This is a genomic window from Spirosoma humi (assembly GCF_054776575.1).
Map to the genome: position 1 here is coordinate 74,287 of NZ_BAAHBR010000001.1, position 21,156 is coordinate 95,442.

At 50.1% G+C, this 21,156-nt stretch carries 18 protein-coding genes; 9 read left to right on the forward strand and 9 right to left on the reverse strand.

Annotated elements, in window-relative coordinates:
* Position 1: 1 nt before the first annotated feature.
* The gene (locus ACYU8Y_RS00300; protein WP_460933009.1) at positions 2-763 is read right to left on the reverse strand and encodes a phosphosulfolactate synthase; all 762 of its coding nucleotides are present in this window, start codon (positions 761-763) and stop codon (positions 2-4) included.
* A 127-nt stretch (positions 764-890) separates the two neighbouring features.
* On the opposite strand from ACYU8Y_RS00300, the gene ACYU8Y_RS00305 reads away from it, so the two are divergent.
* From ACYU8Y_RS00305 to ACYU8Y_RS00315, 3 genes are all read left to right on the forward strand, one after another.
* A complete protein-coding gene (locus ACYU8Y_RS00305; RefSeq protein WP_460933011.1) occupies positions 891-1,337 on the forward strand; it encodes a PaaI family thioesterase in 447 nt (148 codons plus the stop codon).
* 855 nt (positions 1,338-2,192) lie between these two features.
* Positions 2,193-4,178, forward strand: a complete 1,986-nt coding sequence (locus ACYU8Y_RS00310) for a hypothetical protein (protein WP_460933604.1) — start codon at positions 2,193-2,195, stop codon at positions 4,176-4,178.
* A gap of 156 nt (positions 4,179-4,334) precedes the next feature.
* Complete coding sequence (locus ACYU8Y_RS00315; RefSeq protein WP_460933013.1) at positions 4,335-4,796, forward strand: PPC domain-containing DNA-binding protein; 462 nt, start codon at positions 4,335-4,337, stop codon at positions 4,794-4,796.
* Between the two features lie 54 nt (positions 4,797-4,850).
* On the opposite strand, the gene ACYU8Y_RS00320 is transcribed toward ACYU8Y_RS00315, so the two are convergent.
* From ACYU8Y_RS00320 to ACYU8Y_RS00330, 3 genes are all read right to left on the reverse strand, one after another.
* Complete coding sequence (locus ACYU8Y_RS00320) at positions 4,851-5,447, reverse strand: bifunctional nuclease family protein (protein WP_460933015.1); 597 nt, start codon at positions 5,445-5,447, stop codon at positions 4,851-4,853.
* Between the two features lie 112 nt (positions 5,448-5,559).
* Positions 5,560-6,522 carry an electron transfer flavoprotein subunit alpha/FixB family protein gene (locus tag ACYU8Y_RS00325; protein ID WP_460933017.1) on the reverse strand — a complete coding sequence of 321 codons (963 nt, stop codon included), beginning with the start codon at positions 6,520-6,522 and terminating at the stop codon, positions 5,560-5,562.
* Between the two features lie 73 nt (positions 6,523-6,595).
* Positions 6,596-7,333, reverse strand: coding sequence for an electron transfer flavoprotein subunit beta/FixA family protein (locus tag ACYU8Y_RS00330; RefSeq protein ID WP_460933019.1), 738 nt, complete (start codon positions 7,331-7,333; stop codon positions 6,596-6,598).
* Between the two features lie 168 nt (positions 7,334-7,501).
* On the opposite strand from ACYU8Y_RS00330, the gene ACYU8Y_RS00335 reads away from it, so the two are divergent.
* On the forward strand, positions 7,502-7,831 hold the full coding sequence (locus tag ACYU8Y_RS00335) for a tetratricopeptide repeat protein (RefSeq protein ID WP_460933021.1): 330 nt from the start codon (positions 7,502-7,504) through the stop codon (positions 7,829-7,831).
* A gap of 66 nt (positions 7,832-7,897) precedes the next feature.
* Here the strand turns inward: ACYU8Y_RS00335 and ACYU8Y_RS00340 are convergent, their stop codons facing one another.
* Complete coding sequence (locus ACYU8Y_RS00340; protein ID WP_460933023.1) at positions 7,898-8,707, reverse strand: hypothetical protein; 810 nt, start codon at positions 8,705-8,707, stop codon at positions 7,898-7,900.
* A gap of 209 nt (positions 8,708-8,916) precedes the next feature.
* Between ACYU8Y_RS00340 and ACYU8Y_RS00345 the strand changes: the two genes are divergently transcribed.
* Positions 8,917-9,933, forward strand: a complete 1,017-nt coding sequence (locus ACYU8Y_RS00345; RefSeq protein WP_460933025.1) for a zinc-binding alcohol dehydrogenase family protein — start codon at positions 8,917-8,919, stop codon at positions 9,931-9,933.
* A gap of 109 nt (positions 9,934-10,042) precedes the next feature.
* On the opposite strand, the gene ACYU8Y_RS00350 is transcribed toward ACYU8Y_RS00345, so the two are convergent.
* Entirely contained in the window at positions 10,043-10,984 is a 942-nt protein-coding gene (locus ACYU8Y_RS00350; protein ID WP_460933027.1) for an NAD(P)-dependent alcohol dehydrogenase, read from the reverse strand.
* 288 nt (positions 10,985-11,272) lie between these two features.
* On the opposite strand from ACYU8Y_RS00350, the gene ACYU8Y_RS00355 reads away from it, so the two are divergent.
* Positions 11,273-11,770 (forward strand): cupin domain-containing protein, encoded by a 498-nt coding sequence (locus tag ACYU8Y_RS00355; RefSeq protein WP_460933029.1) that lies wholly within the window; start codon positions 11,273-11,275, stop codon positions 11,768-11,770.
* 8 nt (positions 11,771-11,778) lie between these two features.
* Here the strand turns inward: ACYU8Y_RS00355 and ACYU8Y_RS00360 are convergent, their stop codons facing one another.
* Positions 11,779-12,759: a helix-turn-helix transcriptional regulator gene (locus ACYU8Y_RS00360; RefSeq protein ID WP_460933031.1), complete on the reverse strand. Its 981-nt coding sequence runs from the start codon at positions 12,757-12,759 to the stop codon at positions 11,779-11,781.
* Between the two features lie 315 nt (positions 12,760-13,074).
* Here ACYU8Y_RS00360 and ACYU8Y_RS00365 point away from each other — a divergent pair, with 315 nt between their 5' ends.
* The 3 genes from ACYU8Y_RS00365 (at position 13,075) to ACYU8Y_RS00375 (ending at position 18,382) form a co-directional block, all read left to right on the forward strand.
* Positions 13,075-13,959 carry a cation diffusion facilitator family transporter gene (locus tag ACYU8Y_RS00365; protein WP_460933033.1) on the forward strand — a complete coding sequence of 295 codons (885 nt, stop codon included), beginning with the start codon at positions 13,075-13,077 and terminating at the stop codon, positions 13,957-13,959.
* A gap of 199 nt (positions 13,960-14,158) precedes the next feature.
* Complete coding sequence (locus ACYU8Y_RS00370) at positions 14,159-16,945, forward strand: bifunctional YncE family protein/alkaline phosphatase family protein (protein WP_460933035.1); 2,787 nt, start codon at positions 14,159-14,161, stop codon at positions 16,943-16,945.
* Positions 16,946-17,095: 150 nt separating this feature from the next.
* The gene (locus tag ACYU8Y_RS00375) at positions 17,096-18,382 is read left to right on the forward strand and encodes a DUF5690 family protein (protein WP_460933037.1); all 1,287 of its coding nucleotides are present in this window, start codon (positions 17,096-17,098) and stop codon (positions 18,380-18,382) included.
* Positions 18,383-18,403: 21 nt separating this feature from the next.
* Here the strand turns inward: ACYU8Y_RS00375 and ACYU8Y_RS00380 are convergent, their stop codons facing one another.
* Both ACYU8Y_RS00380 and ACYU8Y_RS00385 read right to left on the reverse strand, forming a co-directional pair.
* Positions 18,404-19,465 (reverse strand): glycoside hydrolase family 43 protein, encoded by a 1,062-nt coding sequence (locus tag ACYU8Y_RS00380; protein WP_460933039.1) that lies wholly within the window; start codon positions 19,463-19,465, stop codon positions 18,404-18,406.
* Positions 19,466-19,546: 81 nt separating this feature from the next.
* Entirely contained in the window at positions 19,547-21,070 is a 1,524-nt protein-coding gene (locus ACYU8Y_RS00385; protein WP_460933041.1) for a RagB/SusD family nutrient uptake outer membrane protein, read from the reverse strand.
* Positions 21,071-21,156 lie beyond the last annotated feature (86 nt).

Below are 21,156 nucleotides of genomic sequence, written 5' to 3' on the forward strand. Positions count from 1 at the left end.
CCTACTTGTCTAAAAAATGTAAAAATGTATCACCTCGGAGACCTAACCGAATGGTTTCCAGAGGAATAACTTCATGAGGGGCAATGTTGCCCAGATTTACGTTCGCACCAAGGAGTTTGACGAACCAAACCTGTTGTTCTTTCTGAGGGGCTTCCCACAAAATTTTCTCGAAAGGCACCTGCGTTAAAATTTCTTCAACCAGTCCCTGCCTGACTTCTCCGCTCGATCGGAACAAGCCAACCGTACCTCCTTCGCGGGCTTCACCGATTACTTTCCAGGCACCTGCTTCTAACTCGGCCTTCATCAACTGAATCCATTTGTAAGGCGGAATAATTTTAGCCTCATCTTTGGACCCTACTTCTGAAAGAACGATAACCTGGGTAGCCAGTTGCCGGATATATTCACACTTATCGTCCTGGGTCATTTCAATTGATCCATCAGATACCTCAGCGTGGTCCATGCCGAATTTATCTAACAACCGGCGGTAATCGTCGAACTGATTTCGCACAACAAAGGCTTCAAACAGGGTTCCGCCGAAATATACCGGGATACCTGCTTCGCGGTAGATAGCTAATTTTTCGTTCAGACGTGGAGTAACGAATGAAGTTGCCCAACCTAACTTAACAATGTCTGTGTGGTCAGCAGAGACGGATAGGAAATCCTCGACTTCCCGGAGGCTTAACCCTTTATCCATAACCATAGTCAGCCCGCTTTCACGAGGTTTTACGGTTCGATCGGGTATCTGCGTAAGCGTATAATTCATGAGGAGAAATTACGTAGGCGTGTTAAAACGCCCAAAAGTAGTACAAGTCTTGAAAAACTCCCAAGAAAGTACATAAATAATAGCATGTTATAGACTTTCAGCTTAGTTAAATACTATTTTTGTTTCTATGGATAAGAACATAAATCATCGGCTCGAGTTCTTTCGCACTCGAATAGGGCAGAATATGAGCGAAAGTATATCCCCATTTGGCCGCTGGCTCAATGGTACGATCAGGGATGTGGATTATGGGCGACTAGTGGCTGATTTCACCATTCGTGAAGAGATGACGAATCCGGCTGGGGTTCTGCACGGTGGTGCAGGCGCAGCTATTTTAGATGATTTGATTGGCGCAATGGTCTATTCGCTCGGTCGGGAATATGCTTTTACTTCTGTTAATTTGACCGTTGATTTTTTACATGCGGCTCGCCTGGGTGAACAAGTTAGGGCAACGGCTGAAGTGATTCGGGAAGGGAAAAACATTGTTCATTGCGAAGGTCGAATCGTATCGTCAACGGGCAAGATCATTGCTAAATGTGCGACAAACCTAATTCAGACTTCCATTAAATTAGGATGATGAATGACCAACGACAGTAGAAACTCACCTCTGGTTCGTTACGATTTAAATTCCTGCTCGTCTAAGCGTAGCTAGTTCTACAACTGACTGCATTGTGTTAACGATGTAATAAGGTACAGCCTGCTTACGATCAGGAATAGTAAATCCTGTGTATCATAATCTCTCTGCATCTCAGACCGGCATTGCTTTAGAAATTAGACTACGTATAAGGTAATAGTTCGTGAAAATAGAACGAATTAAGGAAGAAGTAATAAAATGCCGGGTATTTAGTGTTTGTTTACCGGAAGGGCATTGAATTATTTTTTTATCACCTTATTCTTACTATTATTGACCACTAATAAAAAAGTCAGTTTTGAACACAATATCATTTATTGGATGACATTGTGAATAACAGCCTCTAATTAATTTCCTGTCTATCAAACTATAGCATTGAGTACCCTATAAGTTTGATAAACTAGTTTCTTTTATGAGGATGAAGAAAAAAAAACAGATAGATGAATTGAGTTTTGCAATTCAGTCTTAACATTGCATAAAAATAGCGGATTGTGGGGCCGCTTGATGATCTTTTTCATCAAATGACCTGTGTGACCGGTCAAATTTATTTGGCCATAAATTGAGGGATTAAGGTAAATTTTTGTGGATGAACATAAAGTTATGAACAACCTCAAAACATTTTTCAGAAAAGGTAGTCATATAGAGTATTGTGGGTTCTCCAAGTAACCTATGATGAAAAAAAGGCAGGCCGTTCCCTAAATTTCCGTAGTCACATTTGGGAGAATAACAGTTTAGTAACAAACATTGCGTCAAATTAACTCAATAAATATGCGAACATTTATCCAACAACACCCTATGAGGATGCTGGCTGGACTCGTGTTGCTAGGTTTTGCAATACCTTCTGTCAGCCTTGCTCAACAGGCTGACTCAGTCCGGGTTCAACCCGCTACGACAACCGCACCGAGCGGCAGTTATTCACGAGAGAACATCTATCGTTTGGGTAAAGGTGTTTACACCGATACGCTGCGTAGAGGTGATTTCAAAGCGCAAGCCAGTGATGTTGCCGAGCTGGATGATTGCGACACAACCTTCCAGACGTTTATTTTAGTACGACGTCTGTCGCCATGGCGGGTCGGCTTGTATGCCGGTCCTAATTTCGCCTATTGCGGAACATGGGAGAATACCTTTGGCCCCAATAAGCGGGACAATACGCTTTATAATGGCGCAGGCTTCAATATCACAGGCAACGTCGACTACTTCTTGACACCTGCTACCCGTCGGCTTCGTTTTGGTTTAGGAGCTTCTTTCGGTTACCAGAATTACATTACACGCAGCATTTACACAGACTATCTTTACGGTTTAGCCGCGGCTCGCGGGTTCAGCAGAGATCAGGTAACTATTCGTCAACGGGCTTCGGAAGATATGTTCCTGACGGTTGGACCTGTATTAACGTTCACGTTGGCTCGTAGCCGTCGTAATCCCGACGCTACAACGTTCATCGAATTAGGCGCTCGTGGCGGTTTGTTCCGTACCGAAGCCGCTACGATTGCTGCTTACACGCCATCGACTCTATCCTTGCCTTCGGTTCCTTCCTTTGTTGGCGGAGGTGGCTTAGTTCGCTCGGTTAACCCTAGCCCCAGCTTATATCACTTGGGTGCTTTAGGCTCGGTGGCAGTTTTCTTCCCACTGCGTAATAACTGGAACATTGGTGTTCAGGGACAAGGCTTTATTACTCAGTTAAACTACTTGATCATCAACGGCATCGACGATCAACTGTATGAGTTCAAGCGTAAGCATGGTGGTTTTAACGTAGGTTTAGCTGTTCGGAAAGGGTTTGTTCAGAAAAAGCTTATTCCTAAAGCACCTGTTACTTGCCCAACCTGCGAACAGATTCCTGAGTTGAATGTACGTTTCAACGGCGCTTCTCTGAAAGGTGCATCGCTGGCTTTTGTTGATAGCACAAACGCACAGCAATCGGCTCCTGTCAATACAGCCGCAACGGCTCCTGTTATTAGCTGGCGTAGCACGACTCCGAACCCAAGAAACGAAACGTTTACGGCTCGTCTGTATTACCGCGCAGATTCAGTAGTTGCTGGATCAACGGATCAAGTAATTGCTCAGTTGGAAAACACGACCGATACGACGCTTGCTTTCCCAACTGCTTATTTCTCGAATGGCCAGGTAAACCCAGGTTTCTACTACGTAACAGTTCACAACAAGCAGGTTGCTAAATGTGGTACCTGTATGAGCGAAGTTGCTACAACAAGCTTCGCTAGCATTCGTCCACGTAGCAAAGTCGTTGAGTGTGAATACCGCCACAAACTTGAGCGCCTGGAGGTTTACTACCGTACTCCATACACTCGCGAAGTGGCCAACGTATGTTACTGTAACGGAACTGTCACATCGGTTGGTGATACCGTCACACGTCTTCGCTACCGTGGTCTGAACCGTCAACTGGCGAACAGCACTGTTGAGTTCGATACGAATACGGTTATCCTGAATATCCGCGAACTGCCAGGTGGTTTGGCACAGCAACTGCAAGCTGAGAAAGCTAAAATCGAAAGCGGCAATGCGATTCGCTACAAAGGTCGCCGGGTACGTCCACAAGTTCAGTACTTCCGCGCTGTCTTCACTGTAACGAAACTGCCATGCAACGGTCAGCCTGAGCAAGCAGTGGGTAGCTTCAACACAACGATTAGCGACAACAGCTACTCGATCACTGACCTGAAGCCACTGACAGATGAGCAGAAAGCTAAGTTACTGGCTCCTCCAGCACCTGCCAAGAAGAAATCACGCCGGGCTGGTAACAGCGGTCGCCGGTCAGATGTACTCTTCGGTGTTGAATAAGGAAGTAGCACACAAATAGAAAAACCGGGGGCCAACGCTCCCGGTTTTTTTATGTATATAATTATGATTTATACGTGTGTAAAACCCAGCCTGATCAATACAATGCGCCGAATGCGATTATATTTATTACTGTTAACGTGTCAATGTTTCGCAACCATGCTTAACGCGCAATCGCAACCTTCTAGTGGTCACTTGCCCGCCGTTGCATCGACTATGCAAACGTATTCGATTCGGCTAAAGCCGGGGCAGGATTTAAAAAAAGCCCTGGAGACGATCGTTCTGCAGGAACGAATAAGCGCTGGCGCGGTGCTTACCTGTGTAGGTAGCTTAACCGATGTAACATTGCGTCTGGCCAATCAGGAAGCTCCCAGCGTATGGAAAGGTCATTTTGAAATTGTTTCGCTCGTTGGCCTTTTATCGGTCAATGGGAGTCATCTCCATTTATCCGTCTCTGATTCAACGGGTCGAACTCTTGGGGGACACTTGTTGGATGGCTGTATCATTTACACCACGGCCGAATTGGTTATTGGTGTTATGCCTGAACTGATTTATGCCCGAGAGCCGGACCCCACGTTTGGCTACCGGGAGCTGGTGGTTCGGAAGAAACAGAAGAAATAACCGAAAAAGCCATCCTTGACAAGATGGCTTTTCCGGTTATAGTAAAAAATGCATCTAGTTGCGCTTGCTCATTTCATCGCGAATTTTGGCTGCTCGCTCATATTCTTCGTTGCCGAGAGCTTCTTCGAGCATACGTTGTAGCTCTTCCGAAGATGCATTCTTTAATTGATCACCAAAAGACTTCGTTGAGGGCTTATTAGACGAGCGAACAAGTTCTTCCTGCTCTTCCTCTTCATCATTGCCTGTAGCCGTAATGCCAGCCTCCGACAAGATGGACTCATTTGTATATATGGGTACATCGAACCTGATACCGATGGCTATGGCATCGGACGGCCGAGCATCAATAACTGACTCACGAACGCCATCGAAACAGACAATCTTAGCAAAAAAGATGCCTTCTCGCAGATCGGAGATCATAATTTCACGAACGGTAAATTTGAATTGTTCGGCAAATTGCTTGAACAAATCGTGTGTCATGGGCCTGTTGGGCACAATCTTTTCGATTTCTATAGCAATGGCCTGCGCTTCAAACATACCAATGATAATTGGCAATCGTCGGTTGCCATATTCCTCGCCTAATACCAATGCAAACGAACCTGATTGCGATTGGCTGGGCGACAGTCCTAATATTTCCAGCTTAATCTTATCCACGGTGCGAAATTAATAAAAAGTCGTAAGTAATAACGGGGACACCTATTGGTCAGTAAGCTGTAAGTAAAAAATATTTAGTCGCTTACGACTTGCTACCCGTTACCTACAACCATTACAATGCCTGCACTGCTTTTGTCAGACGCGGAAGTATGTCGAAAACATCACCAACGATACCATAATCCGCCGACTTGAAGAATGGGGCGTCAGCATCCTTGTTAATAACAACGATGACCTTCGATGAGTTTACGCCAGCCAAGTGCTGGATAGCCCCGGAAATGCCACAGGCGATATATAAATTGGGGCTAATTTTGATCCCCGTTTGCCCTACGTGTTCGGAGTGAGGCCGCCAGTCGAGGTCTGAAACCGGTTTCGAGCAGGCAGTAGCGGCATGAAGTGCTTTGGCCAGATCTTCAACAATCCCCCAGTTTTCGGGTCCTTTCAAACCTCTACCCGCTGATACGACAAGGTCAGCTTCGGGTAAAAGAATGTCGCCCGACGATTTCTCGGTATTTTTCACAGAAATAGCAAAATCAGCGTCGTTCAGGGCAGGTGCGAAAGCTACTACAGACGCTGCAGCGTCTTTCTCTTCCGGCGTGATGGTGTTTTTCTTAATCGCCAGGATTTTTACGTCAGCTTTCAAATCGTTATAAGCAAATGCTTTGCCCGTGTAAATGCTGCTCTTGACTTGAAAACCGTTGGCTAAGTTGGGTAGTTCGATCACGTTTGCCGCCAGTCCAGCTTTCAATTTACCCGCTAGCCGGGCTGTCATGGCATCGGCCAGTGATGATTTGGCAAGGACAATAACCTTACTACCTTCCTGCTGGGCGGCTGCCGCCACAACGGTAGCGTAAGCCATGCCATTAGGTTCGGTTAGCTTAGCATCAGCGGCATGAAGCACTTTTGTGGCTCCGAACCGACCAGCCGAAGCCAGTTCGGCGTCATCAGCCGGGCCAAGAATAATGGCTGTAGCTGAAGTTCCCGTCATCTCGGCCACTTTGGCACCGTAAAAAATAGCCTCCTGCGAGGATTTCTTGATTTTACCTTCGTCTAATTCAGCAAATATGAGGACAGACATAAAAGAATTTTCGGTTTGTGGTTTTCAGTTTTCAAGCTTGTAATAGAAGCCGTATACCAAAAACCAAGTACAATTATATGACTTTGGCTTCTGTGTGAAGGAGCTGAATGAGTGTTTCGGCCGCATCAGCAGGAATCATTTTAACAGCGCCCCGCGGAGCCGGTAATTCATAGCTGGCAACAGTGGTTAGTTTGTCGGTTCCCGTTGGTTCGACTACCTTGAGCGGTTTGGTCCGGGCGGTCATGATACCACGCATGTTTGGGATTTTCCATTCGGCAATGGGTTCCTGACAGCCCAAGACGAGCGGTAATTTTGCCTCAAGGCTCTCTTTGCCACCCTCGATCTCACGGGTAATTTTGGCCGTATCACCGTCCAGGTCGAGTAACATGACGGGCGAAATAGAGGGAATTCCCAGCATTTCACCAACGATACCATGCACCTGACCGCCATTATAATCGATGGATTCGCGACCCATAAGAATGAGGTCATAACTATTTTCTTTGGCAATGGCAGCAATCTGTTCGGCTACAAAATAAGCGTCGGTCGGCTCGGTATTGACACGAATAGCGTCATCGGCGCCGATGGCCAGGCATTTGCGAATAACGGGCTCGGAATCAGCTTCTCCCACGTTTAATACGGTAATGGTAGCCCCCGTTTTTTCTTTCAGCTCAACGGCTCTTGCCAGCGCATAGTCGTCGTACGGACCCGTAATGAACGTTACTCCCGCTTTATTGAGCTTGGTGTTATTGTCCGTAAAGGCAATTTTGGTGGTGGTGTCCGGCACACTCGTCACACACACTAAAATTTTCATGCTTGTTGGGGTTTTATGGTTGTTATACGGATCCGCAGACAATGAACGGTACCCGGTACCCTTAGCTCATTAGATACGACTCGCTGCGTACGAATCCTTACTTTTACGACTCAAAAGTACAAATACTCTTAAATAAAAGTATGCATGCATACTAATTTTCTCGCACGTATGAATAACGAACGCATCCAACAATTAATTCGATTTGTACAGGAAGAACCAAATGATCCATTCAACGTCTACGCGTTGGCCATGGAATACATGAGTAGTCAGCCAGCGCAGGCTCGTCTTTATTTTGATCAGTTGCTGGCCGAACACCCGGCTTATTTACCAACGTATTACCATGCAGCGGCTCTTTATGCCGAACTGGATGAGCGGGAGCGGGCAGCGGAGTTATACGAGAAAGGAATTTTGCTGGCTAAAGCGCAGCAGAATCAAAAAACGCTTCAGGAACTGGAGCGTGCCCAGCAGGCATTTGACGATGACGACGATGACTGGTGATCGATCGGAACGGTCGCATCGCTTTGCCAGTTATCTCTTTTTTGAGCGTTCAGGTGGGTAAACCAATCAATGGCGGGTGCGGCTTTTTCGCTGTTGCACCAATTCCTGTTTGAACAGAATGGAGACGTTTGCCTGCTCAGGTAGGGTATAATTGACTGCCAGGTAACGGGCATTGGCTACTTTCGGTAGATACACAAATCCTCGTACCGACTCGCCGGGGGCTAGTGTATTTGCCTTCAGGGCCAGTTCGCGCCAGCGGTATTCTTCATAGTCATAGCGTTGCATCCGGTTGGCGAAGGTGCTGTAGTCGATAATTCGTTTAGCAGCCAGACCCTGGTAGGCAACACCGTGCGCGACTCGATTCGTAGCATATTCGCGGTAGGAGCGACTGTTGGATGAGGACGATACATCACTGGCAATGACCGCAACCATCAGAATTGTGTTCAGAACCTTGGCTTTTTTCAGCCGTTTCTCTTCCTGTTTGCGCTTTAGCCCTACACGGCCTGCTTCGTAAGCAGGATCAGCGGCAGCCCGCGAGAGGGCAAGACTTGCGTTAGCTGGTTCTGGCAGCGTATCCTGAGCTGCACCGAGCGCTGTGAAGTGAAAATCGGCCGGATTGACGTCTATGGAGCGGTCGGTACGGTTTTTAACCTCAATGTCAAGGGTCACAAATTCCAGATCTTCCCGTTCGAACGATGCGACAACGCCCACGCCATTCTGTTCCGCTTTCGTGACCGGCCTTCCCTCGACTATAGCGACATCACCCGAAACCGGCTCAAGTCGGTAGGTGGTTGTGAGCGTTGGCGCACAACTATTTAAGGCAATGACCAAACTGCCGGTTGCCAGTGAATACGTCAGAATGGAGAAAACTTTCATGGGTGAATAGGTTACTGCCCGCTTTTAGTTAGCTGATGTAAAGGTACATAAGCAGAGAATTCAATTATGTTAAAGATCAGTTAGTTTATTGGACGGATGATGGTTGTTGAAAAATACTATTCCTTTGTATTGTTTTACTAAGTTCGCCTACCGGTACTGGATCATCAAAAGAGACAGGCAATTGTCTCCTAATTTAGATTGACTTGCTTATGAAGACCCTGGTTTGCCTTACACCCGGTCAGTTTGCCTACGGAGAAGCAAACGTTCCTAGTCTAACACCTGGGAACGCTATACTGAAAATCAGGCAGGTAGGTATTTGTGGGACCGACTTGCACGCGTTCGAGGGAACGCAGCCATATTTTAATTACCCTCGCATTTTAGGCCATGAACTAGCCGCCGAAGTGGTAGCTGTCGATGGGGCTCCCGATTTTCTGCCGGGTGAATCCGTTACCATTATTCCTTACCTGAACTGTACGCACTGCATCGCCTGCCGGTCGGGAAAACCGAACTGTTGCGTATCGTTGCAGGTTGCCGGCGTTCATATGGATGGTGGTATGGTTGAATATCTATCTGTGCCTTCCCGTTTGCTGGTGCATGGAGAAGGGTTGGGTTTCGATGAACTGGCACTGGTAGAACCCCTGGCCATTGGTGCTCACGGTGTTCGTCGGGCAGCGGTGCAGGCTGGTGAATTTGTATTGGTGGTTGGCGCAGGTCCCATTGGTTTAGGGATTATGGAGTTTGCCCGGATTGCCGGAGCAACCGTCATTGCCCTGGACATTAACCCATCCCGACTGACCTTCTGCCGTGATAAACTGAACGTTCCATTTACCATAAATGCTGCCAACGACAACGTACAGGAAGAGTTACGGGTCATTACCAAGGGCGATATGCCTACCGTTGTGATCGATGCCACCGGTAGTTTGCGGGCTATGAACACCGCCTTTTCGTATCTGGCCCACGGTGGTCGGTATGTACTGGTTGGTTTACAGAAGGGAGATATCAGCGTGAACCACCCTGAGTTTCATAAGCGCGAAGCCACACTCATGAGTAGCCGCAATGCTACCAGGGCTGATTTTGAACTTGTTATTTCGAGTATGAAACGTGGCGACATTGACCCCACCACGTACATCACCCATCGCGTCAGTTTCGATCAGGTAGGCAGTGAATTTGCCAATTGGCTTGACCCAGCCAATGAAGTCATTAAAGCAATGGTCGAAATGCCATGAGTAGTAGTCCGAAACGTTTGAGCACCGTCTGCGTGAAACCGGCTTAGGAAATAAACTAATGTAGTGTAAGCATTTATTTTTGGCCTGCTTACAACCAGGAAATCTACGTTTAATCAAGAACGATCACCGATTTGCCAATCAGTTTGCCCCGACGGGCTTCCTGGTAGGCTTTCCTAACGTTGGTTATGGAATATGTCTTATCCAGCACGATTTGCAGGTCAGCTTCGGCTAGCTTCGTTAACGTATTGAGCCCGTCAACAGTCGGCTTCACGATTAGCACGTTGAGTTTTTGCCCGGAAAAGAGATTATTGATGAACGAGTAAATAAGCGTCAGCGGGGAAGGAAGCGTACTGACAAAGACCGCTTTGGGCTTCATCAGGCTTTTTGCCTCCGTGAAAGAAAGCTTGGTAGACAGGTCAATAACTGCGTCGAATCGTTGTTTAAGGAGCTGGATGGGCTGCTTTGTGTAGTCGACTACGGCATCGGCACCCCATTTTGTTGCCTCGGCAACTCCTTTCGTACTGACAACCGCCGTCACCCGGGCACCGCGCTTTTTGGCAACCTGAACCGCAAATACGCCAATCCCGCCGGTAGCCCCGTTGATCAGTACATCCTGGTTAGGGCCAACTCCAGCTAGCTGATCAATGATCTGGAGGGCTGACAGGCCAGTTACGGGTAGGGCGGCTGCCTTTTCGAACGAGATGTTGGCTGGTTTTGGGGCAATATCAGTCTGTTTGACAACAATATAATCGGCCAAAGCTCCGCCCTTGAATACGTCCAGTAAACCAATGACCGCATCACCAGCGGTAAAGCGTGTAACGGCGCTGCCGGTTTGCTCGATAATACCCGAGAAATCGATGCCTACCGATTTGGGGAATGAAGAGCCCGACATCAATTTCATTTCTCCGCCGTATACTTTCCAATCCAGGGGATTGATCGAAACCGCTTTCACCCGGATCAGCAATTGATCCATCTCAATACCTGGCACCGCTTGCTCGGTCAACTCGAGCACGCTTTCGTCGCCAAACTGGTTGTAAATTACTTTTCTCATGTTCCTTGAAGGCATTCCTGAATTTTTCATTGCCGTGTGTTTTTCGTTTACAACACAAAGGTGGGCCTTCTTTAGAACTGTAAATAGCGCAAAAAGCCAGAAGAATAGTCGAATGCGACAAGGCAGGCCAAGCAAGATAGCTACCTGGGCTGTGTTCTTATAAGATGATTGTTCGAGGATGCATACTGGATAATCTGGTTTGTCTGATCGGACTGATTTACGGTCACATCGGGGTATTTTCCGGCCTGGAGCCTACCGAAATTTGTGGCGTATGTCAAACTAAACATCATGGAAAACCACAAAAAACCGTTCACCGTAGGTCCCGAAGAGGGGAAAACCGTTTCTGTTGTTGGAGATACCTATCGAATCCTGATCAGCGGAAAAGACACCGAAGGAGCTTTCGCCACGATCGACATGCTGATTCCGCCCGGCGGTGGACCTGGTCCACATGCCCATGCGGGTTTTGAGGAATCCTTTTACGTAATTGAAGGGGAAATCGAGGTCAAATCCGAGTTCGGTAATTATAAGGCGACCAAAGGTGCCTTCATCACTATTCCTAAAGGGGGCGTCGTGCACGGTTTTAAGAATACCACCCAGCAAACGGCCCATTTGCTTTGCACCGTGGTACCTGCGGGCCTGGAAACGTTCTTCGAGGAAATCGGGCAGCCGGTTGCTCCCGGCCAATTTCTTCCGGTACCCCATTTGGATGAAGCAACCATTAAACAACTACAGGCAATCGCCGAAAAATACGGTCAGCAAGTATTTCCACCCGATTACCTCGGGTAAACAGCGCCTTATGAAACAGAGTATCGCTTCGGGTTTAGGCCGTAATGCTTTTCAAATAGTCGGCTGAAGTGGCTCAGGTTGGAAAAGCCCAGCTCATAGCCCACTTCGCCAACGGAATGCTTTCCCTGTTTTAACAGGAAGGCGGCTTCTTCCATTCTGGCTTGCTGGAAATAGTTATAGATCGTGTTACCGAACGTTTGTTTGAAAAGCTGTTTGAGCTTGGTTTCGCTCATGGCTGCGACTTGTGCCAGCTCACGAATTACCGGGGGCACGCTCAGGTTGCTGATGATCTCATTCCGTATAGACAAGAGTCGTTCCGCATCGGCGCTGTTGATCGTTTGATGGACAGCACTTTCGCGTAAAGACAATTTATGGAAAACCAGATAGAGCAGCTCCTGCACCTTGATCTGCATGTAGAAGTGACTTAGGTGATCATTCATGTCCACGGTGGCCATGTTTTTAAGCAGTAGTTTGGTCTCGGCGGCCATGCGTTCGAAGAAAAGAAAGGAATTTCCGCTGCCGGTAATGGTTTGAAGTACCGAATTGGGTTCGCTGACGGCTAATAGTTCCGTTAAACGGGTCGGCTTGATAGCGACCACTACGTAATGAATCGTTTGCCGGGCGGGAAAGCGGATAGTTGAGCTGAGGTCGTTGGACGTAACCTGAATGGCCGACTCATCGCGCTGAGAAAACAATACCTGCGTGTCATCATTGTAGGCGATCTCAAGGGCCTGCTCGTTGTTGTAGAAAAAGACGGTAATCAGATCATTTCCCTGACCGGATGTATTGCGCTTGATGATAAGATCTTCGTTAAGACAGTAACGGTGTATGGTGATTTTGAAGTCCGGCCCGAACGATAGTTTGCGTATGTACCCCTGCCCCAGATGATTAGGTATCACCAGGAGACCGTTCTTTACAGTTCCCTGTATGTGACGGGCAAAGTAAGTCATAAAGTCAAAATCGGGTGTAGCGTTGAAGCTGAATAGCATGGCAATAGCGTCCTGTGTTGATAACGTTCGGCAATAGTACAAAATCGTCCTGTATTCTTATCGGTGCGTAAACTCGTCAGCGATGGCGGTGGTTGACGTGCCGCCCCGGCAGAGCCTGATCGCATATTTCCTCGGCTTATCCGGTTATACCCGAAGTGGCCATTCGTTAAAAATGAACCAACTGGCCACTACGGGGTTGACAGTACATGGAACGTGGATTTCTGGTCCGCCAAGCCGGAGGGCAAGGGGTGACCAGCGAGCTGTTTTAGCTTTGCCGACAGGAGGGCCATGTTCCGTATAGACATCTACCTCAACATGGAACAATCGATAAAGCCGCACCAGGCCGAACGGGGTCAGAAAACAACCTTGATTGGTATTGCCGTCAATATCGGGCTGGTTTTGGTGAAAGGGCTGGCCGGATGGCTGGGAAATTCGTACGCCCTGGTCGCCGACGCTATGGAGTCGGGGACGGACATCGTCACCTCGATTTTTGTCTGGTTTGGCCTCCGTACTGCGTCCAGGGCTCCCGATCTGGATCATCCGTACGGACATGGGAAAGCCGAACCGTTGGCTGCCATTGTCGTAGCGCTGGCTTTAGTGGGGGCTGCCATCCTGATTGCGGTGCAGAGCATCCATAATATTCAGGTTCCCCACGAAATACCCGCGCCCTTTACGCTGGCTGTTCTGGCGGGCGTAGTTCTGGTGAAGGAGATCCTGTTTCGGCGGATTTCGAAAGTGGGGGCCGAAACCGACAGTAGTGCTGTAAAAGCCGATGCCTGGCATCACCGCAGTGATGCCATCACCTCGCTGACGGCTTTTGTAGGCATTAGTATTGCCCTGATCGGCGGTCCTGGTTACGAAAGTGCCGACGATTGGGCGGCTCTGCTGGCTTCGCTTGTGATCGTTTACAACGCGTACCTGATCTTCCGGCCATCGTTTGGCGAAATTATGGACGAAACACCCGCCGGCGACTGGCAAAACGAACTCAGAGCGCTGGCCTTGAGTGTTCCACAGGTCAAGGGAATCGACAAATATAGGGTTCGGAAAACGGGCTTTGAGTATTTCGTCGATCTGCACGTATTGGTTCCCGGTGATCTTACGGTTAAACAGGGGCATGATATTGCTCATGCCGTCAAAGCGGCTATTCTCAAAGAGAAACCGTCCGTTTATGATGTGCTCGTTCATATTGAGCCCGTCTGAAGGCTTTCGTGAATAAAAATCAGCGGTCTATCGGTAAATACCACTTAACATACTGACCGCCTGGGGAGTCTGGACCTATCTGGACATAAATTCTTAATGCATTTTGTTGAGAGGCTGATTGACATACGATTACCTTTGGGAAGAGACTTTTCTATCCGTTAATCTATTTTAACGTTTAGAAAAACCTCGAGACCAGATCATGAAGCACATTCTCTTCTCCTTTTTTCTCCTTCCCTGTTTTCACCTGGCAGCTCAGCCCAAACCCAGAATCTATACGACCCTGCAAGTGCCGGGACGGGCGGAGTTTTGCAAAATAGATACGAGCGGGCGATCCGTATTACCCAGTGGCCGTTATGTCACCCCTGCCGGTAAAACCATGCGGATCACCAATGACCCTTTCGGGTTGGCACTATCGCCCAATGGGCAACGGGCCGTATCGCTGCACGATGGTGTTCTGACCGTCTATAACCTGAATGAGCTGGCGGCTACCCGTATTCCGGATTATGCCGGTACGATCCCGGCCGCATTGAAAGAAGGTTCGTTTCTGGGTGTGGCATTCGCTCCCGACAACCGCACGGCCTACCTGAGTAATGGCGACAAAGGACGGGTACTTATTTTCGACACGGATCAATACCGAACCATCGACAGTATCGCCCTCGATGGCAATGGCTACACGGATAGCTTCACCTCCGACTTGCTGCTGAATGGGAGTGAATTGCTGGTGCTGGACAGGGCTAATTTCCGACTCGTACGCATCGACCTGACCACCAAACGAATCACCGCTTCGATCCCCACCGGCCGACAACCGTTTGGTCTGGCCATCAGTCCGGATAAAAAACAGGCGTTTGTCGCCAACGTTGGGTTGTATGCGTACCCTAAAGTGCCGGGCGTAACCAAGACCAACAAAGACACGATGGCGCTCAAATTTCCGCCTTATGCCGCTCATACCAAAGAGTCCGCAGAAGGGGTAGAGGTGGAAGGACGCCGGATTCCGGGCTTGGGAAGCCCATTAGTCGATGAAGCGATGAGCGTCTGGACGGTTGATCTGAAGACCAACAAGGTGATCAATAAAGTGAAAACCGGGGTGCAGATTGGGGACATGATTGAGGAGGCTGAGGTAGTCGGTGGCGCATCGCCTAATTCGGTGGTCGTTGGGAGCCGGTATGCTTACGTTTCCAATGCAACGAACGATAACATTTCGATCATTGACTATAAATCGGTTGGCCGTTCCGGTAAAAAGGTAGCGGGCACCATTCCGCTCCGCGTCAACGCAACCCTCGACCGCTATCGGGGACTCATGCCTTTTGGTATGGCCTTAACCAAAGACGAAAAAACGTTGTACGTAACCTTACTGGCGTTCAATGCCGTGGCAGTGGTTGACGTGCCTACGCGCACGGTCCGGGGGCTGATTCCAACCGGATGGGGGCCAACCCGCGTAGCCTTAGCGCCCGGCGACGGACCCGGGCAGATGCTGTACGTGACGTCGGCGCGGGGATACGGTGCAGGCCCTAATGGGGGAGCTACCTTTGTGAAACCACCCCAGGGGACTTACATCGGCGATATTCAGTTGGGTACTTTTCAGGCAATTGCCGTACCGGATGCGGCTCAATTAGCAATTTACACAAAGCAGGTGCTGAACAATACGTACCAGACGGTTACGCTAGCCGACGATGGCCGCAATCCGTTGCCTGTTTTACCAAAAACGCGCCAGTCGCCCATAAAGCACATCGTATACATTACAAAGGAAAACCGGACATACGATGAAGTACTGGGCCAGCTAACGACGGGGCCGGGCTGGACGGCCAATGGCGATTCGACGTTGGCGCGGTTCGGGGTGGGAGTGACCATCAAAAGCCGAATATCGACCAGCCGGGGAGTCAGCGGCCGAACGACGGATCGGCCGGGCGATACAGTACGCGTGACCAACGCCGACGTTATGCCTAACCACGTGCGGGTAGCCAAACAGTTTGCGTTTTCGGATAATTTCTACTGCGATTCTGACGCCAGCATTCATGGTCACCACTGGATGCTGGGTACCATTCCCAACGAATGGGTAGAGGCCAATGCGGCTTCGGCGGGGCGTTTCGATCCCGACTCCAAAGCACCGGGCCGACGGTTTCCCAAGGCATCTGGTGCCATAGATCCCGAAGATTACAATGAGATTGGGGGCTTGTGGGAAGCCTTCGAGCGAAACAAGGTATCGCTGTATAATTTCGGGCAGGCCAACGAATATGCCGGGAACGTGGAGGAGTGGACAACGACTCAGTTTGGAGCGGCTCAGTCGGTGGTGTTTCCCATGCCCAAAGCCGTGTACCCGCATACCTCGCGCGACTTTGCCGGATACAATACCAATGTCCCTGACCAGTATCGGATGGAGCAGTTCGAGCGCGAATTCACGGCTAAGTGGATCAAAGGGAAGCAGCCAATGCCTCAATTTGTGACCATGCAGATACCCAACGATCACGGGGCCGGACCGCGTCCCGACTTCGCTTATCCGTATCTGCACTCCTACATGGCTGATAATGACCTAGCCGTTGGTCGGGTACTGCATTTTCTGTCCCGCACGAAATACTGGAAGAATATGCTTGTCATCATCACCGAAGATGACCCGCAGGGGGGCGTAGACCACATTGATGCACACCGGTCGCTGCTGTTGCTGGCCGGGCCGTACGTTAAGCGTGGGTATGTGTCGCACACGCACGCCAACTTCGGGTCTATTCTGAAAATGATGTACAACATACTGGGTGTGCCGTATGTCAATCAGTACGATCAAACGGCCTCGCTGCTTCAGGACTTCTTCACGGATAAACCGGATTTCAGACCGTACGATGCCGTGCTACCCGATGTGCGGGTGTTTGACCCGAAAGCGGCCATGAAACCGTATAAGAAAACGTTCGACTGGCGTAAGATCCAGAAAGGACCCGAAATGGATGACCGCGCTGACCAGCGCGCCGAACATTATCGACAGCAGAACGGAGCGTATTAACTGTAGTGCCGGTTGATGATCGACGTCGGAACTACCGATTAACCTGGCCATTTCCTTAGCCGCGAGGCCAATTTTGTTTTATCTTGCGCTTTCGTGCCCCAATTTAATTTTGGCCAAACCCGTATTCATCAACATTAACGCAAGCTATTTGTGAAATCTCCTGCCTTCCTTCGGAATCCGACGGCATTCATGCTTTTCGGCGCTACGGCTGCCTTTTGTACCTACGCCTGTATGTACGCCTTTCGTCGGGGTATCACGGCGGTTACGTTTGAGGGGATGGCTTTTGCCGGTATCAGCTATAAAATATGGCTGGTTACGGCGCAGGTCTTTGGCTATGCTATGTCCAAAGGCATTGGTATTAAGGTCGTTTCGGAGATGTCGCCGAGCCGACGGGCCATCAATATCCTGCTGTTCGTCCTGATCGCCTTGCTGGCGTTGCTTGGCTTTGCACTTGTACCCGCTCCCTACAACATCATCTTCCTGTTTCTGAACGGGTTACCCTTAGGCCTGATCTACGGCACCATGCTGGGCTTTCTGGAAGGCAGACGGCAAACGGATGGACTCGTAGCGGGCCTGACAGCTTCGTTTATTTTTGCATCGGGCTTTGTTAAAACGGTGGCGCTGACCATTCGGGCCGATTGGGGCGTGTCGGAATTCTGGTTGCCTTTTGTGACGGGTAGTCTGTTTGTGCTGCCCATGCTGGTGTCTATTTATGCGCTGACCCTGCTGCCGCCCCCCACTGCTGAGGACCGCGCCCTTCGTACCGAGCGTAAGCCAATGGATGCCGACGAGCGCCGAAGCTTTGTCCGAAACTTCAGGCCGGGGCTGGTCCTGCTCATTGCGTCGTATGTGCTGTTATCCGCGTTCCGGGATTTTCGCGACAACTTCGGACCGGAAATTCTGAAAGACGCGGGTGTCGACAATCCGGGTATTTTCGCCAAAACCGAAACCCTGGTTGCTGTCGGGATTCTTATTGTCATGGCGCTGCTCCAGCGGGTTACCAACAATTTTCGGGCGTTTGCGCTGCTTAACTGCCTGATGCTGGCCGGAGGAACGCTGGTTGGCGTCAGTACATACGCCTACTCAACCGGTATGCTGTCGCCAGGCAACTGGTTTTTGTTAACGGGATTGGGTTTATACATGGCCTATGTGCCCTGCAACGGACTGTATTTTGAGCGTCTGATTGCCACGTTCCGCTACGTGAGCACCGTGGGATTCATCGTAACGCTGGCCGATTGGTACGGCTATCTGGGTAGCGTAGCGGTGTTGCTTTATAAGAATTTCGGGCACGCCACGATTAGCTACCGGGAGTTTTTTATGGATGGCGCGTACATTCTATCGGCTGTCTATGGCGTATTGGTAATTGCTTCGTTCATCTATTTTAGCCGCCGATTCAAGGCAAGCATGGCAGTCCGTGAGGTCGAAACGGTGGTCTGAACGGGCTATAGTCTCCTACATTCACTCGCCATTTGGGCGCTTGATCCAGGCCGTCAGGGCGGCAGGCGTACCGAAATCAGGCGAGCCATCGGCTTTCCAGGTAAAGGGCTGCATGCGGATGGAGCGCTGATTGCCGCAGCCCTGTCCCGAGGCTCCGTTGGCATGATAGACTAGCCAGTTCTCCTGTGGTCCGGCGTTAGCGGGTGTGGTGAAAAAGCTATTGTGCCCAACGCCAAACGTACCATTTCCTCCGTTGGGGCCAAAGACCGGCGCGGGCGACTTTGTCCAGGATTTAGCGTCGAGCAGGTTGGCGCTGGTATCGGCGGATAGCTGGCCTAACGCGTAGAAATCGGTTCCGCAGAAACTAGCCGAATAGATCAGGAAAATCTTGTTGCCATGCACCAGAAACTCCGGCCCTTCATTGACACCGAAGCCCTGTTTTTCCCACGCATAGTCAGGCGAGGACAGGCGAAGGCGGGTTGTACCCTGAACGGTATAGGGGTTGGCCAGATTAACCATATAGATGTATTGGGCTCCACCCAAATCGGTTTCCCAACCCGACCAGGCAAAATACAACTGTCCGTTGTTCTGCACCACGGTTCCGTCGATCGCCCATTTGTTGTCGGGTAAGTTGAGCTGCCCCCTGTCGGTCCATGTTCCCTGGGTTGGGTCGGCAGATTCATTTTCGAGGACAAACATACGGTGGGTAGCATCGACGCCGTTGTTATCCGCTGCGTAATAGATGTACCATTTGCCATTGAGGAAATGAAGTTCCGGTGCCCAGATGTCGCGCGAGTTAGGGCCGGTGGCGGGTGGGGTCCAGACGGTTACGGGACGACTCGCGCCCAGCCGACTCATGGCGGCCGTCTTGTAGATGCGCAGGTTATTGCCCGTGGTATGCATGACATAATAGAACCCATCTTTGTAGGTCACCCAGGGGTCGGGGGCCGCCGTCAGCAACGGATTCTGGAACTTCCCGACCGTATCAACCGCCGTAACCGGTGGGTTAGGCGTGGGCGTAGGCTTGTCGGCAGACTGGCAGGCAATAATCAGTAATACGAAGAAAAACAGGTAGTACTTCATCAGGGAGGTAAATGTTTCAGGAGACAGAGATACACAAAGAAATCTCTGTGCTTCTTCGTGCATCTCTGGCCAGTAACAAACTTAATAATTCGGGTTTTGCGTCAGGTTTGGGTTCAGGTCCCGGTCCAGTTGCGGAATGGGTAACAACTCACTTTTGCCTTTCACGAAGGTAGAAAAAGCCGGGTCGCGAACGGCTAACTGCTGACCAAGGTCGCCCCAGCGGGCCAGGTCGTTCCAGCGGTGGCCCTCACCCGACAGTTCCAGCAGGCGCTCATGCTTTAGCTGGGTTAGAAACTGCTCCTGCGTTAGTCCCGGCCTCGCAGCGGTCAATGCAGGCAGGCCCGCCCGTTGCCGCACCTGATCCACATAGGTATAGGCTTGCGTTGTTTTGCCGGTTGCATTCAGGGCTTCGGCATACATCAGCAAGACATCGGCGTACCGGATGTACCGCCAGTTGTTTGGCGAGCGATAGCCTTCATCATTTTTCCAATGGTCGTTCTGGAACTTCCGGAACCAGACGCGTTTGTTCTCCCGGCCATACCGTTGCGTAAATGACTGCCCATAAATCTGGGTGTAATCGGGGCCGCGCACATCGGTCGAGTCAAACAGAAAGGAAGCGTCCAGCCTGGGGTCGCGGGCGCCGGTTGTCGTTTTTTCGGTAAACTCACGCGTTGGCCAGCGCTGGGCTTCGCCATCCGACCAGCCAATACCCGGAGGGCCGAAAAACTGCGCTAGTGAGGTGCCGTAGTTCTGGTTTGGCGTCTCCGTATCATCATCCGTGGTTTCGGCCGTGTTGATCTGAAATTGCCATTCGAAGATCGATTCCCGGTTATTTTCGGTTGTGATCAGGAAATTGTCACGATAGTTTGGCATCAGGGCATATACCGTTTTACCCTCCCCTTCGGCCAGCCACTGCAAAGGGGTAAGGGCTTCGGTATACTTGCGTTGCTGCAGCTGTGCTCTGGCCAGCAACGCATAGGCAGCCCCCCTGGTCGCCCGGCCCAAATCGGCCGACCCATACGTAGTTGGCAAGACGGGAGCCGCTTCGTTCAGGTCTTTTTCAATCTGCGCCCACACCTGCGCAATGGTAGCCGAATTCGGTTTATCGCCAACCACCGACGTTTGCAGAACCAGTGGCACGTTGCCCCAGAGGGTAACCAGGTGGAAGTAATACATGGCCCGCAAAAACTTGGCTTCGCCCAGGTAACGCCCCTTCAGCGTCGCATCCATCTGGATGTTCGGTACGTTGTCGATCACCTGATTGGCGCGGTTGATACCGATATAATTGTCGTTCCAGACAGCGTAGGCATTGCCATAATTATAGTCAGTAATCAGGAACTGATCCATGTTATTGACAATATCGGTAGCGGGGCTCTGGCTCCGGCCTTCGTCAGATCGGATGATGTAATAAAATGGCATCCAGCGCGAAATGCCGCCCCGGTGCATCGTGCTGTACACGGCGTTGACACCCGCCAGCGCATCATCGGCGGTTTTCCAGAACGACTCGGCCGTTACCTGGTTAGGGTTGATAATGTCCAGGCTTCGATCACAACCGACCAGCATCATGGCGGCAGCAATGGTTAACGAAAGGAATCTATTTTTCATCGTATAAAGAGCGAAAGAGTAAACGAGTGAACGAGCGGAAACGGAGTGCAAGAGCGTTTGTTTTCTGCTCATTCTTCATAGCCGGT